Below are 14,424 nucleotides of genomic sequence, written 5' to 3'. Positions count from 1 at the left end.
ATATTTACACCACATTAACGAAACATCTTTATAATAAAATATGTAAACAAGGTTCCACATATTTCTTATCTCTCATCTTCAATAAGATCCCTTAGAGAAATGTGTGCATCATTTGTTTTCAACTTTCTTATAATTGTCTTTCCAAGTGTTTTGTTTGCATAAATGAAACCTGTAAAGACGATGTCCCTATGAATGATAGCTACCCTCCTTGTGCAGCATTCCATACGAATGTTGCTTTTTTTTTTCAAAAAGCAGGATTCTTATTTCTCATTTCCGAATTTGTATATACAAAATGCTATAAAGTGAAACTTTAATCAGTGGGTGTTTTGTTCATCTTCCACTGATTATTAGCCCTCACCAATCGGGCGTTTACGGGCAGTTAATGCAGTATAAATCACCACTACTTCTCTGTGATTTACAAATACATATACGTCATATGTAGAGAATTGCTTACATAAAAATTACTATAGTGATTTTTATTCATGTACTAACGAAAGGATGGGACGAAAATTGGCATACGAAAGATTTGTACTATGGAATGATGCAGTTATTGATACAACAAAACATCGCGCGTACATAGAACTTGAAGAAAGAGGTTTACAATTTGGTGATGGCGTCTATGAAGTTATTCGCCTTTATAACGGAAACTTTCACTTATTAGACCCACATTTAACAAGATTATATCGATCCCTTGAAGAAATAGAATTATCACTTCCTTTCTCAAAAGCCGAACTCATCATCTTACTCTACAAATTAATTGAAAACAATAATTTCCACGAAGACGGAACAATTTACTTACAAGTATCTCGTGGTGTACAAGCTCGAGCACATGCATTTTCATATGACATATCTCCGACAATCTATGCTTATATTTCAAAAAAAGAAAGACCATCTTTATGGATTGAATACGGTGTACGTGCTATATCAGAACCTGATACACGCTGGCTCCGCTGTGATATTAAATCGTTAAATTTATTACCAAATGTATTAGCTTATACGAAAGCTGAACGCAAAGGTTGTAAAGAAGCACTTCTCGTACGAAATGGTATTGTAACTGAAGGTAGCCACTCTAACTTCTTTCTTATAAAAAACGGAACACTGTATACGCATCCAGCCAATCACCTTATTTTAAACGGCATTATTCGTCAGTACGTCCTTTCTTTAGCTAACACTCTTCAACTTCCTGTAAAGGAAGAGCTTTTCAGCGTTCGCGATGTTTATCAAGCAGATGAATGCTTCTTTACGGGAACGACTATTGAAATTTTACCGATGACCCATCTCGATGGAACTGCGATTCAAGATGGTCAAGTCGGCCCTATCACCAAATTACTGCAAAGGTCATTTTCTCAAAGCCTTTTAAAATCCAACAGCACATCTTCCTAAATACGAATAATCTTCTCATTTTCCACATCAAATATATGTATTTAAATGGAAATCAAGGTGCAGATTTATACCTTGATTTTTTTTTTGTAACCTTTTTGTCATATTCAGATTACCACATAAGTCTTGACAGTAATCGACATGCTCTTTAGAATTTTTAACAGTTGGTAAATATTTCTTCACTACATTACAGACAGAAAGGAATCGACAAATTATGAAAAAATACCTTGCCGGTCTTGCGGCAGTGTCTGTAGCAGGAGGAGCAGCCCCTACACTTGATAGTGTTCAAGCTGCCCCTGAACAAAATACACAAAAAGCTGCTACACAAACTGTCCAAGCTTCCGCATCAAACAATTCACCATATACGGTGAATGCTAGCGTACTACACGTTCGTGCAGGATCAAGTACTTCTCACGACGTCATCTCTCGCGTTTATAATGGTCAATCATTAAACGTAATTGGAGAAGAAAATGGTTGGTTCAAAATTAACGTTAATGGACAAACTGGTTTTGTTAGTGGCGAGTTTGTATCAAAAAACGGAGCAACGAATAACAATGTAAGCACAGGTGGAAACAATAAAGTTACTGCTGATGTATTACGTGTACGTACAGCTCCTAACACTTCTAGTTCTGTTTCAGGACGTGTATATGAAGGACAAACTTTAAACGTAATTGGAGAAGAAAATGGTTGGGTGAAAATCAACCATAACGGACAAACTGGTTATGTTAGTAGCCAATTTGTATCAGGCGCTTCTTCAAATACTGGCTCTACAAGCAATAACAACAATAGTAACAATGAAGCAACTGTTCAACCAGCAAGTGGAAACTATACAGTAAATGTATCTTCCCTTCGCGTTCGTACAGGTCCTAGCACTTCTCATCCAACTGTAGGTTCTGTTAAACAAGGACAAGTAGTACAAGTTGTAGGCGAAGTTCAAGATTGGTTCAAAATCAATTACGCAGGACAAACAGCTTACTTAAGCAAGGACTACGTAAAAAAAGGCGGTTCTAACGAAAACGTCACTCAAGGTAACAACCAAGAGCAAAATAATAATGGAACTATTCAAACTGGTGGTACTTACGTTGTTAACGCAACATCTCTACGTGTTCGTACAGGCCCTGCTGCTTACCATAGTGTAATTGGCGGCGTGTTAAATGGCACAACATTAAACGTAGTCGGATCTGAAAACGGCTGGTTTAAAGTAAACTACCAAGGAAAAACAGGCTATGTTAGTAGCGAATTTGTAAAATTCGTCAAAGGTGGCACTGCTACTCCTGAGCAACCGAAACAACCAGAACAGCCAAAACAACCTGAACAAGGTGCAATTGGTGACTACTACATTAATGCTTCTGCACTAAATGTACGTAGCGGCGAAGGTACAAATTATAGAATCATAGGCGCACTTCCACAAGGACAGAAGGTTCAAGTAATCTCTGAAAACTCTGGATGGAGCAAAATTAACTACAACGGTCAAACTGGTTACATCGGAACACGTTTCCTATCTAAAACACCAGTTGGTGGCGCAGTAGATAATAAGCCTAACGACAACCAAAATAACAATCAAAATAATAACAACAATAACAATAATAATAGCGGTGACAGTTCTTCTCTACTTGCATACGCGAAATCTATGCAAGGCGTACCATACGTTTGGGGCGGTACTTCTGCTAATGGTGTTGACTGCAGTGGTTACATCTACCACGTATTTAAGAAATTTGGTCATAACATTAGCCGCCAAAGTGTTGCTGGATATTGGAGCAGCTTATCAAAAACTTCAACTCCACAACCAGGTGACTTAATTTATTTCCAAAATACTTATAAAGCAGGTCCTTCTCACATGGGTATCTACCTTGGCGGGGGATCATTCATCCAATCTGGAGATAAAGGTGTAGCAATCGCTTCATTAAACAATTCTTATTGGAAAAGCCATTTCTTAGGGTATACGAAAGCACCTTAATTTATAGTTTCAGAGCCTTCTAGTTTACTAGAAGGCTTTTTTTAAAGGACTCGATATAGTACTTCCCTTTCATTCTCTCTACGAAAAAATTATGCGTTCATTTTCCTATTTCATACACTATATTCTATTAAAATTTCCCAAAATGTTATCATAATGAATATATTCCCACAAAAAACATAACCTATTTCATGTCTATTCATTTTATATGTGTTTTTTCAAAGAATTTTCTTTTTATTTAAACTTTTCGTTAGACGTTTGACCTCCGATGTCCATTATGATAAGTTACTTAAGATGTTATATTCGCAAAAGTATAGACAACTGGTTTATACACTTTTTTGCTATGAGGAAGGAGCATACACTGCATGAATGTTTTATGGGGAATTGGCGGCGTGATTGGAGTATTAGCAATTGCTTTCTTACTATCTTCTAACCGCAAAGCTATTAATTGGCGCACAATTTTAATCGCGCTAGCATTACAAATGACATTTTCATTTATCGTATTGCGATGGGATGCTGGAAAAGCAGGCTTAAAAGTTGCTGCTGACGGCGTTCAAGGATTAATTAATTTTTCTTACGAGGGAATTAGGTTCGTTGCTGGGGATTTAGTCAACGCAAAAGGCCCTTGGGGATTTGTTTTCGTTATTCAAGCACTACTTCCAATTGTATTTATTAGTTCATTAGTTGCAATCTTATATTACTTAGGTATTATGCAGAAATTTGTTAGTATCGTTGGTGGTGCATTAAGTAAACTTCTTGGAACTTCTAAGGCAGAAAGCTTAAATGCAGTAACAACTGTATTTTTAGGACAAACAGAAGCACCAATTTTAATTAAACCATACTTAGCACGTTTAACTAACAGTGAATTCTTCACTATTATGGTAAGTGGTATGACCGCTGTTGCCGGATCAGTTCTTGTCGGCTATGCAGCAATGGGTATTCCGTTAGAACATTTATTAGCAGCTGCAATTATGGCAGCTCCATCAAGTTTATTAATTGCAAAACTAATTATGCCAGAAACAGAAAAAGTAGATAATAATGTTCAACTTTCAACAGAGCGTGAAGACGCAAACGTTATCGATGCAGCTGCACGCGGTGCATCTGAAGGTATACAACTTGTTATTAACGTAGCTGCAATGCTAATGGCTTTCATCGCATTAATCGCTTTATTAAATGGCCTATTAGGATGGGTTGGTTCTTGGTTCGATATTAAACTTAGCCTTGATTTAATCTTCGGTTACTTATTATCACCATTTGCAATCTTAATCGGGGTTTCTCCAGGTGAAGCTATACAAGCAGCAAGTTTCATCGGTCAAAAACTTGCAATCAACGAATTCGTTGCATATGCAAACTTAGGACCACACATGGCAGAGTTCTCTGCAAAAACAAATATGATTTTAACATTTGCAATCTGTGGTTTTGCAAACTTCTCTTCTATCGCAATTCAATTAGGTGTAACAGGAACGTTAGCTCCTACTCGCCGTAAACAAATTGCACAATTAGGGATTAAAGCAGTTATCGCTGGTACACTAGCGAACTTCTTAAACGCAGCAGTCGCAGGTATGATGTTCCTATAAACTCATGTAAAGTCTCCTCTTTTAAAGAGGAGGCTTTTTTATATAACATAAATATAATTTTCATATATATTAAATACTTTATGTATAGATGTATAGACGCTATGTTACAATAATTAGTATGTCTGTTTATTTTTTCTTGTACAAGAGGGATACTACCTGATGTCGCTCGCTAAAAAAAGACTTCCAGCTACATGGTCCATTTCTTAATAATTGTGCATACTACAAATATCCAGCACGAATTAGCTTTAAGGAGGAACGTTTCGTGAAAGATAAGTCCTATAAAGTCCTCTCTATGTGGATTTTACAAATTTTATTTTATTTTACTACTGTACATGTGACGAAATATGAGCACGCGCTCATTTTTACAATTATATACGTCATCATAAATGTACTATTCCTATTTTTACCTGATAAAACAGCATTTATTTTCTTCATACTGGGAACAATCATTTCAGTATTCTATTTATTTTATCAAGCGTGGCTTCACTTATGGAGTACATCAGATCAATGGGAATATATTATTACCCACTTCCTGATGGCAGCTAACTTCTTCATTGTTTATATTTCAACCCATCTATTAAAAAAGGTTATCCTTAAAAATAAAGAGTTAACTGAACGAGTGAGAGTGCTTGAGCAATACATTGGAGAATCAAAATTATTAACAAGACAAGAATTCGAAAGACGACAAGCTTTATTAACAACTGCGATGAATCGTCGTAATGAAACAGGCATTATCATTTTCTTTGATTTCACTTCCTTTAGTAAATATACGAAGGAAAGTGTCATGGATCGTGTAGCTTCATTGTTAGTTGATACAGTCAGAGCTGACTTTGACCTTGCTGCTGAATATGACAGCAACACATTAGTCATTTTATTACAAAATACAAATGAAGCCGGTGCTGACATTGTAATGAACCGTCTACATCCAAAAATGGAGCAATGGCTTGCTGCTGAAGCAATTCAAGACATTAAAATAAAACGAGAACAAATCACGACAAAAGGACAGACATTATTATGATGACACTCGTTATACTCCTTTTATTCCTTCTGTTCTGCGTACTCGTATTTTGGATTAGCATCACATTTTCAATCAAATATGTACTTATTTTTACGGCCTTTCTATTCTCAGGCCTACTCGTTTACTACTCTCTCTTAACACTCGCAGGCTTAATTCATCGAAATAGTAAACGAAAAGATCGTACGCTAGAACATTATCCAAGTGTAGATATTTTAATACCTGCCCATAATGAAGGGGTTGTTATTAAAGATACATTAGAAGCAATGGCAAAGATTGAATACCCAGGCAAACTAAACGTTTATTTATTAAACGATAACTCTCAAGATGAAACACCTGAAATTGGCGATGATTTCGACAAAGCTTATGCTCATATTCATCACATTCGTGTACCACCTGGCGAACCGAAAGGAAAATCGCGTGTATTAAACTACGGCCTTAGCATTTCGGATGGTGAATATTTCTGTGTTTACGATGCAGATAATCAACCTGAACCACATGCACTGCGAATGCTCGTAGAACATGCTGAAACAACAAAGGATGCCGTTGGAGCAGTTGGACACGTTCGTACAGTAAATGAGAAAAGAAACTGGCTTACACGAATGATTTCATTAGAATTTCAGATTTTCCAGCTCCTTATGCAATCTGGACGCTGGCTATTATTCCAAACAGGTTCACTAACCGGAACAAACATGCTTCTTCGTCGTTCCGCATTAGAAGAACTTGGCGGCTATGATCCTTATGCAATTGCAGAGGATGCTGAATTAACATTAAGAATTACCCAAAAGGGCTATCTCTTACCAATCGTCCCGGAATCGATTACATGGGAACAAGAACCTGAACATTTAAAAATTCTTATAAAACAGCGGACACGTTGGCTTCAAGGAAACTTATACATTTTAGAAAAAATGTTTTCTTCATTAAGCTTTTTTAAAGGGAAACTTCTCGTCCATTCCTTACAACAAGTTTTAGTGTATGTCGTATTTTGGCTATTCCTAATCATTTCAAACGTTTGGTTTATAATTGGACTGCTCGGCATATTCCAAATTCAATATAGCATTCCATTACTATTTATGTGGTATGTCGCATATATTACATATGTTTCTCAATTATTTAGTGCTCAGAGCGTCGAACGAACCTTTACACCGACCAATATTTTCATAAGCGTCATTATGTACTTTACGTACGCACAGCTCTTTACGTATTTGTTTATTCGCAGTCTCATTCTTTACTTACGTGCAAAGAGCAAGAAACAAGTAATTGGTTGGGATAAAACAGTACGATTTAAAAAAGAAAAATAGATTTCATTAAAAAATAAGCACAGAGCGCCGTATGCTCTGTGCTTATTTTTTACCGTAATACTATATATATCAGACAATACCCCTTAGCTGAAAGTTATTTCACGTCCATCCCCCAACGAACGATCGACCTTCATTTATATACGAAAAAGTGATTGCTATTTTTGTAGAACCAATTGCTTCTCTTGATGCTCTTTACGAGTTTCAGTCTTTGGTTCCGTGCTTTCTTGGGCATTTCGATGTGCCACACGTTTCAAACAAATATGCTTCCACTTTCTTTCGTAACGTTTCATTATTCTAGTTGTCCCCCTTGAATGCGCTTTAAAACTATTTGAAATCGCTTACAGGAAATAATATAGCACATATACATAAAAGTAACAACACATTTCCGACATATTTTTGTCAAAAATATGAATATAATGTGTAAAATATCGGATAATGTCGAACTATATCGATTTTTCTTTTTAAATTACCGATATCTATAGTATTCCGCAACAAAGTAATGCTTTTCCTACAATAGTATAAAACAGTGAAAAAGGACTGCCGAATGTCGGCAGTCCTAATACTATTTATATATACAGAATTTTTTTCTTCTATTATTAATGTTGTTTCATACGTCCTTCTTTTTGCAACTCTTTAAATAGTGCTGCAATCATAAAGAAAATAACAAATACGAACGGGAAGGCCGCAATAATCGACGCAGTTTGCAGCGCCTCTAATCCTCCGACATACAATAAGATCGAAGCTAACGCCGCTAGAACAATACCCCAAACCATTTTAATACGATTTGGTGGGTTTAAGCTACCATGTGTCGTTAACATCGCTAGAACAAACGTAGCAGAGTCTGCCGATGTAATAAAGAATGTTGAAATAAGTAAAATGGCTAACACACATAAAGCCGGTCCCATACTACCCATTTGGTCTAACATAGCAAACAATCCTACTTCTGTGCCCATTTCTTTAATTTGTCCATATATATTTGCACCATCAAATAGCTCCATGTGAATACCTGTTCCTCCGAAAACAGAGAACCAAAGCGCACCAATTACTGTTGGTACGAGTAACACACCAACAACAAATTCACGAATTGTACGCCCGCGTGACACACGAGCAATAAACGTACCTACGAATGGTGACCATGCAATCCACCATGCCCAGTAGAAAATTGTCCATGACTGAATCCATTGATTTCCGCCTTCATTTAATGGACTTAAACGGAAACTCATACTCGGCAATTCTTGAATGTATGAACCGATTGTTGAAGTGAAATAATTCATAATAAAGTTTGTTGGACCTGCAAATAATACAATTATCATAAGTGCAAACGCTAAAATAATATTCGCATTACTTAAATATTTAATTCCTTTATCGAGTCCCGTTTGCGCAGATAGCATATAAAGAACAGTTACAATTCCGATGATTACTAGCTGTGTCGATAATGAGTTTGGAATGGATGTTAAATAACTAACACCACCCGCAATTTGCTTTGCCCCAAGTCCTAATGATGTCGCCACACCAAATACTGTCGCAAATACAGCTAGAACATCAAACATATGGGCAATACGGCCATGTTCACCGCCTTTAAATAGCGGACCGACCGCCGCACTAATTGTACTTGCTCTTCCTTTTCTAAATGTAAAATACGCAATACATAATGCTACAAGTGCATATAATCCCCACGGATGTAATCCCCAATGGAAAAATGAGAAACGAAGTGCAAGGCGTGCACTCTCTTCAGTCGCACTCTCTCCAAACGGAGGTGTGTATAAATGGTTCATCGGTTCTGCGACGCCCCAGAAAACCAAACCGATTCCCATACCGGCACTAAATAACATAGCAAACCATGTCATATAACTATAATCAGGTTCATCATCATCTTTACCTAAACGAATCGAACCGTACTTAGAAACAATTAAGAAAATAGCAATTCCTAAGAAAATAGAAACGGAAATAATATAGAACCATCCAAACTTACTAACTAACGCAGCTTGAATTACAGTCGTTACATTTCCTAAGCTACCTTTTCCAATAATAGATTCGGGAATAATCCCCCAAAGTGTAAATGCAATACATAATGTTAATGAGACAATAAATGTTTTCGTCAGTTTCCTCATCAAATCCCCCTTCGTATGTTTCATTTCTTGTAAAAATCATAAATTCCGATATGTTAAATCGGATAGAAAACCATAGTTTTTTGTGGTGATTTTCTTTCGGCTCTCTCAAGTTTGCCTTCACCAATTAGAGTTCTTATGGACAGCCTTACCTTCCGTACAACCTTTCCACTCTGCAAGAGCTACAAGATTGGAATACTACTGTCAAATTGTGTGAGAAAAATGCGGATGGGAAGAGATTTTCCCAAAAAAGGATGTGTTACAGTTTTAAAAAAGGGCAGATTTATTCTTTACAACCCTTTCTTCTTGTAACAATTATGCGGTTTTTTGCTAGTATATAGCGCGTGTTTATAACTTCACAAACGAGATGTTTATGTTTATATAACTATATTACCCATAAAACGGGAAAATACTCAAGGAATGTAACTGTATAGTAATCATTATGTAACACCCCTGTAACATTTTTATTTACACCGAAAAAAATATGTTGTATTAAATATTTTGAATATAACTAGAAACCTACTAATTATATGGAATGAAAAACGCTTTCCTCTCATTCTAGCTATATTACAAAGTGTTAACGACTTATTACGAATGGTTTGTAATTGTGTGTTTTCCCAAAATCCGAAAAAATCTGTTGCTATAATGAGGACACGAAAACAAACGCAATGGAGGCTATCATGAAAAAATTAATTGGAATAGCAACAGCAGCAGTTTTTGGTCTTGGGATTTTCACCGCATCTGCTAATGCAGAAACTGTTGTAACAACAGACGTACTAAACGTACGAGAAAACCCTACTACTGAATCAAAAGTTGTCGGTAAATTACAGAATGGTCATAAATTAGATGTTCTAAATACAGAAAACGGATGGTCACAAATCAAATTAGATGGTAAAGACGCATTCGTAAGTGCAGAGTTTACAAAGAACTCTTACTATGTAACAGCTAACGTATTAAATGTACGTGCTGAAGCGAACACAACCTCAGAAATTCTTGGAACGCTTAAGAAAGACGATATGATCGAAACAACGAACCAAGTACAAAATGAGTGGTTACAATTTGAATATAACGGGAAAACAGCTTATGTTCACGTTCCTTTCTTAACAGGTACAGCACCTGTTATCGAGAAACAAGAACAACCTGCTCCTGCTAAAACTGTAGCACCAGCTAAAGCTCAAGCACCTGCAGCACAAGCAAAACCAGCTGCTAAGCCTGCTGTGAAAGCTGCTGAGACTAGCACACCTTCTGGTGGTCGTGAGTTAACAGTTGTAGCTACGGCATATACAGCTCACCCAAGTGAAAACGGTGGCACATACGGCGGCCGTGTATTAACTGCAATGGGTCATGACTTAACAGCGAACCCAAACATGAAAATGATCGCTGTTGACCCGAAAGTAATCCCATTAGGATCTAAAGTATGGGTAGAAGGTTATGGAGAAGCAATCGCTGGTGATACTGGCGGTGCAATTAAAGGTAACCGTATCGACATTCTACTTGGATCAGATAGCGCTGCTAACAAATGGGGACGCAAAACTGTTAAAGTGAAAATTTTAAAATAACCAATGACTGCTAAATTACAGCCGGTTCTCTTTATTGAGAGCTGGCTTTTATTTTTTTATAATAGCTATAAGGAGGTTATGTCCATGAATGTACAAGAAAAAGTAGACTGGGTCGGTACACCAAAACCGTACATATATAAAGATGATGTAACATATGATGCAATCGCAATTGACTTCTCACTAACAAACGATGACAATCGCTATAAATTAATTGTGCTCAAGTCTGAAGAAAATACACATTACAAACTCGTACAATACGGAATAAAACCAGGCTCTCAAAAGCCATTCCCTATTGATATTCCATTCGAGCAAGAAATGCTACCGCTCATAAAGCAAATATTAAATGATCCATATGTACAAGCGATATTAAAGGAAGCCCGCTTCTAATTGCAAAAAAGGATATCACCTAGTAGAATTTCCCAAATAGGTGATATCCTTTTTACTTTCCCTTCATGAACACGAGTAGAGAAAATTATATCAACGGTTCAACATGGAATATCGATTTACCGACAAAGATTGACAATAACGGCAAGCTACCTAAAGAAAGAGGCTGTTCAAAATTGAACAGCCTCTTTCTTATATTAACGATTCGGACCAGATACTTCCTCTGATTTCAGCGTATTATTCGCTCCAAGAGAATGGTACAATATCTTTCCATTTCCATTAACAGTAACGATATGGTCATTATTAAAGCTCTTGAATTTTACAGAGCCGTCACCGTAACGAATATGATATTCTTCATATGTCGTTACTTTATATTTCGTTGCACTTTGACGTTCTACATTGCGAATATTCATTGTCAATAAATCTTCTGTAATTCCTTTTTTGTGTAGATATTGTAAGTAATCACGGTCTTCCTTATACGATTTCCCGCTCTTATCATAATCATTTTCAATTAAACTAAAATCGTTTAATGCAATTGCACGCACGTTATTATAAATATGATTTTGTACAAAATCTCCAACTGCTGAACTAGAAGCTTCTTTTGGGAACTTTAAGTAATATGTACTTTGATCTCCAACTTTAATACTTTCAGATTTCATCACACCAAATTCAGCGTTTTTCTCTAAATGTACTTCTACCGTTTCATCCGTTGGTACAGGACCAAGTTTATAACTTCCGTAATTTAACTTTCCGCGTTTCTTGCCATTAACAAATACAGTTGCATCATTTTCATCAGATGAAATGGTTACATAATTTCCTTCAAGTGATAAATTCACTTCTACTGTCCCATTCTTTTCATCTGCTAAATCCACTTCTTTTTCTGTCTCTAATTCAGCAAGTTCCGTCTTCGCCTTTGCCTTTACAACATAAGCACCTGGGAAGTATGGACCTAATTCTTTCGAAGTTTTATCACTAGAAAGCTCTGTTTCTTTTTTATCATTCACATATATTTCAGCATTCTTCGCAGTTGTGCTAACATTCATGTAATACGATTTCATGCTGAACTTATACTTCGGATACAAGAACCATTCTTTCCCGTCTTCTATAATTTTCCCATCTTTAAAAGATGCTTTATCACTTGCTAACTTTTGATCTACTGTCTCTCTTTGCAAATATGATAACAGTTCTTTATTATAAGAAGGATTCTCTTTTAAATAATGGATATACGCCTTAATATCTTCTGTCTTAACCTTCAAGGTTGGATCGTCTACTTTCAAAATCTCATCGATTGCATTCACATCTTTATTTTGGAATGCTTCAATCATTGCATTTACTTGCTTTTCCTTCGAAAACTTGCTCGCACCGAATTTATATGTGCCAAACAAAATAGCAAAAACAATGACAAAACCTATAAGTAAAAACATGTTCTTCTTACTTTTCACTGACTTTGTTTCTCTACGCATTTCTGAGTGAGAAGAAGCTGTTTGATCAGCAATTTCTTCTACTTTACTTCCGCAATCAGGACAAAAGTTCAAATGATCCGCAACTTGTTTATTGCATGTTCCACAAAACTTCAAGTATTTCTCCCCCTTATTTTTTCACTAATTTCATACCCGCGAATGTTAATACGTAAGAAATAAGAAAACTACCTACTATTAAATATAGCGTGTTACTTTGAATAGATAATATCGGTCCAGAAATTCCAGCGAACTCCTTCATAATTTCCTTACTTCCTGAAGCTGTAATATGAATTTTTGCTAATCCATTTATACAAAGCATCATCACTGTATAAACAGCACTAAACACTGCTATAGTTACGTACATATTTCGCATACGATATTGAGCCAATTTCATTCCAGCCCTAACTAGTAGAATACATGGTAGAAGAATTAATAATCCCCACCAATGTAAATACGAATTAAAATCATCAATATCTTTTATACGATCAGCACTAGCACCATTAGCGATTTCCAGGTCTTTTAAAGACGTACCCTGTATTGATATGCCTGACATATACGATACATGCAGTGGCCCTTTTTCGACTGAATATCTATGCATTTCTCTCTCCATATTTCCCCACTCAATTTCAGTTGGAGAAAGGTGGGCCATATTCCACATGAAAGGTGTTGCTTCTAAAGAAAGTAATACTTTATACGCCTTCTCTGGAAAATCAATTGGACCCATTGATTTTGAACTACTAAATAAAATCGTAATAAGTATAATACCAAATGTAATAAGTAGTCCTTTCAAAACAGTCACTATACTATAATAAATAGACGTTACATACGGGACAAACTGACTAGTAGAAGAAAGCATACGATGTGGTCCTGCTTCAATACTCATACCAATAAAGCTGAATAATAGGCCAAATATAATACCAAACAATAAACTAACAACATGAGAATATACAACATCAATAGTCATCGTTTGATAGAAATAAGAAATAGATGTAGAAGAACTTGCCATAAAGCTTACAATACATAAGAAAATACCGTATATCATGCCAATTACACATGATGTCATGAACTTCTCTCGCCAACTAATTGAAGGTTTGTTTCTTTCAACAAAAAATCCACTTCCACCTAATATAAGTGCCGGAATAGTTACCAAGATGAATAATGGCATATGAAGAAGGAATGACATCGTGTATGCCCCGCTCCCGCTAATTTCAATACCTATTAAATGACACATTAAAATTAATGGTGCTATACCAATAAATGATTGATTAATGGTATTCATATTCAGCATACCATCCGTATTTCTAACCGCTGTCTCCACTACATCATTTATAGCAGAATCTATTATTAAACTGCCAATGAAGCCTGCAATGAACATACATACAATTGCAAAAGCACCACCGAATAATCCTTTTTTCAGCATACTTCCTGATGCATTTACATGTAATTGCGCTCCTGCATTTGGTAATTTCATGTTCGATTCTTTTTGGGCGACTCCTAATAAAGAATCACCGCATTTCTCACAATATGTAGCATATTCTTTACTTTCCTGTCCACATGTTCGGCAATACTTCGAAGATTGCGGGACTAACATAACATGGCTATCTATACTATCCGTACTTGAGCCGTCATGTGTACAATAGTTTACTGCCTCAGGCTGTTCTAAACCGCAAATTTTACAATACATGT

11 protein-coding genes are annotated in these 14,424 nt (G+C 36.2%); 7 read left to right on the top strand and 4 right to left on the bottom strand.

Translation table 11 applies throughout. From position 1 onward, the window contains the following. Positions 1 to 498: 498 nt before the first annotated feature. The 5 genes from MKX66_RS21200 to MKX66_RS21180 all read left to right on the top strand — a co-directional run bounded on the left by MKX66_RS21200 (position 499) and on the right by MKX66_RS21180 (position 7,227). Positions 499 to 1,383: a D-amino-acid transaminase gene (locus MKX66_RS21200; RefSeq protein ID WP_002016184.1), complete on the top strand. Its 885-nt coding sequence runs from the start codon at positions 499 to 501 to the stop codon at positions 1,381 to 1,383. 211 nt (positions 1,384 to 1,594) lie between these two features. Further along, the gene (locus MKX66_RS21195; RefSeq protein WP_215590428.1) at positions 1,595 to 3,337 is read left to right on the top strand and encodes a C40 family peptidase; all 1,743 of its coding nucleotides are present in this window, start codon (positions 1,595 to 1,597) and stop codon (positions 3,335 to 3,337) included. Between the two features lie 362 nt (positions 3,338 to 3,699). Then, positions 3,700 to 4,911, top strand: a complete 1,212-nt coding sequence (locus MKX66_RS21190) for a NupC/NupG family nucleoside CNT transporter (RefSeq protein WP_002016182.1) — start codon at positions 3,700 to 3,702, stop codon at positions 4,909 to 4,911. Between the two features lie 262 nt (positions 4,912 to 5,173). Next, entirely contained in the window at positions 5,174 to 5,929 is a 756-nt protein-coding gene (locus tag MKX66_RS21185; RefSeq protein WP_012262004.1) for a diguanylate cyclase domain-containing protein, read from the top strand. Then, positions 5,926 to 7,227: a glycosyltransferase family 2 protein gene (locus MKX66_RS21180; protein ID WP_002129979.1), complete on the top strand. Its 1,302-nt coding sequence runs from the start codon at positions 5,926 to 5,928 to the stop codon at positions 7,225 to 7,227. Before MKX66_RS21185 ends, MKX66_RS21180 begins: the two co-directional genes overlap by 4 nt. 155 nt (positions 7,228 to 7,382) lie before the next feature. On the opposite strand, the gene MKX66_RS21175 is transcribed toward MKX66_RS21180, so the two are convergent. Then, a complete protein-coding gene (locus MKX66_RS21175; protein WP_002068447.1) occupies positions 7,383 to 7,517 on the bottom strand; it encodes a hypothetical protein in 135 nt (44 codons plus the stop codon). A 306-nt stretch (positions 7,518 to 7,823) separates the two neighbouring features. Then, entirely contained in the window at positions 7,824 to 9,338 is a 1,515-nt protein-coding gene (gene opuD, locus MKX66_RS21170) for a glycine betaine transporter OpuD (protein ID WP_002166438.1), read from the bottom strand. A gap of 677 nt (positions 9,339 to 10,015) precedes the next feature. On the opposite strand from opuD, the gene MKX66_RS21165 reads away from it, so the two are divergent. Both MKX66_RS21165 and MKX66_RS21160 read left to right on the top strand, forming a co-directional pair. Next, entirely contained in the window at positions 10,016 to 10,894 is an 879-nt protein-coding gene (locus tag MKX66_RS21165; RefSeq protein WP_341087084.1) for a cell wall-binding protein EntA, read from the top strand. A gap of 84 nt (positions 10,895 to 10,978) precedes the next feature. Then, a complete protein-coding gene (locus MKX66_RS21160; protein ID WP_341087081.1) occupies positions 10,979 to 11,281 on the top strand; it encodes a DUF3910 family protein in 303 nt (100 codons plus the stop codon). 194 nt (positions 11,282 to 11,475) lie between these two features. Here MKX66_RS21160 and MKX66_RS21155 read toward each other — a convergent pair whose 3' ends face one another. Beyond that, positions 11,476 to 12,855: a zinc ribbon domain-containing protein gene (locus MKX66_RS21155; protein ID WP_341087079.1), complete on the bottom strand. Its 1,380-nt coding sequence runs from the start codon at positions 12,853 to 12,855 to the stop codon at positions 11,476 to 11,478. Between the two features lie 13 nt (positions 12,856 to 12,868). Then, positions 12,869 to 14,422, bottom strand: coding sequence for a hypothetical protein (locus MKX66_RS21150; RefSeq protein WP_341087078.1), 1,554 nt, complete (start codon positions 14,420 to 14,422; stop codon positions 12,869 to 12,871). Positions 14,423 to 14,424: the final 2 nt, after the last annotated feature.

Source organism: Bacillus sp. FSL R9-9530 (genome assembly GCF_038008145.1).
In the GTDB taxonomy this organism is placed as follows: domain Bacteria; phylum Bacillota; class Bacilli; order Bacillales; family Bacillaceae_G; genus Bacillus_A; species Bacillus_A mycoides.
Note: the sequence above shows the minus strand (reverse complement) of the source record. Positions and strands in the feature narration are given on the sequence as shown.

Bases quoted from the DNA above. Each gene is read 5' to 3' on its own strand.
- MKX66_RS21195 (WP_215590428.1), top strand. From the start codon at position 1,595: ATGAAAAAATACCTTGCCGGTCTTGCGGCAGTGTCTGTAGCAGGAGGA.
- opuD (WP_002166438.1), bottom strand. From the start codon at position 9,338: ATGAGGAAACTGACGAAAACATTTATTGTCTCATTAACATTATGTATT.
- MKX66_RS21190 (WP_002016182.1), top strand. From the start codon at position 3,700: ATGAATGTTTTATGGGGAATTGGCGGCGTGATTGGAGTATTAGCAATT.
- MKX66_RS21175 (WP_002068447.1), bottom strand. From the start codon at position 7,517: ATGAAACGTTACGAAAGAAAGTGGAAGCATATTTGTTTGAAACGTGTG.
- MKX66_RS21180 (WP_002129979.1), top strand. From the start codon at position 5,926: ATGATGACACTCGTTATACTCCTTTTATTCCTTCTGTTCTGCGTACTC.
- MKX66_RS21160 (WP_341087081.1), top strand. From the start codon at position 10,979: ATGAATGTACAAGAAAAAGTAGACTGGGTCGGTACACCAAAACCGTAC.
- MKX66_RS21150 (WP_341087078.1), bottom strand. From the start codon at position 14,422: ATGTATTGTAAAATTTGCGGTTTAGAACAGCCTGAGGCAGTAAACTAT.
- MKX66_RS21165 (WP_341087084.1), top strand. From the start codon at position 10,016: ATGAAAAAATTAATTGGAATAGCAACAGCAGCAGTTTTTGGTCTTGGG.
- MKX66_RS21200 (WP_002016184.1), top strand. From the start codon at position 499: ATGGGACGAAAATTGGCATACGAAAGATTTGTACTATGGAATGATGCA.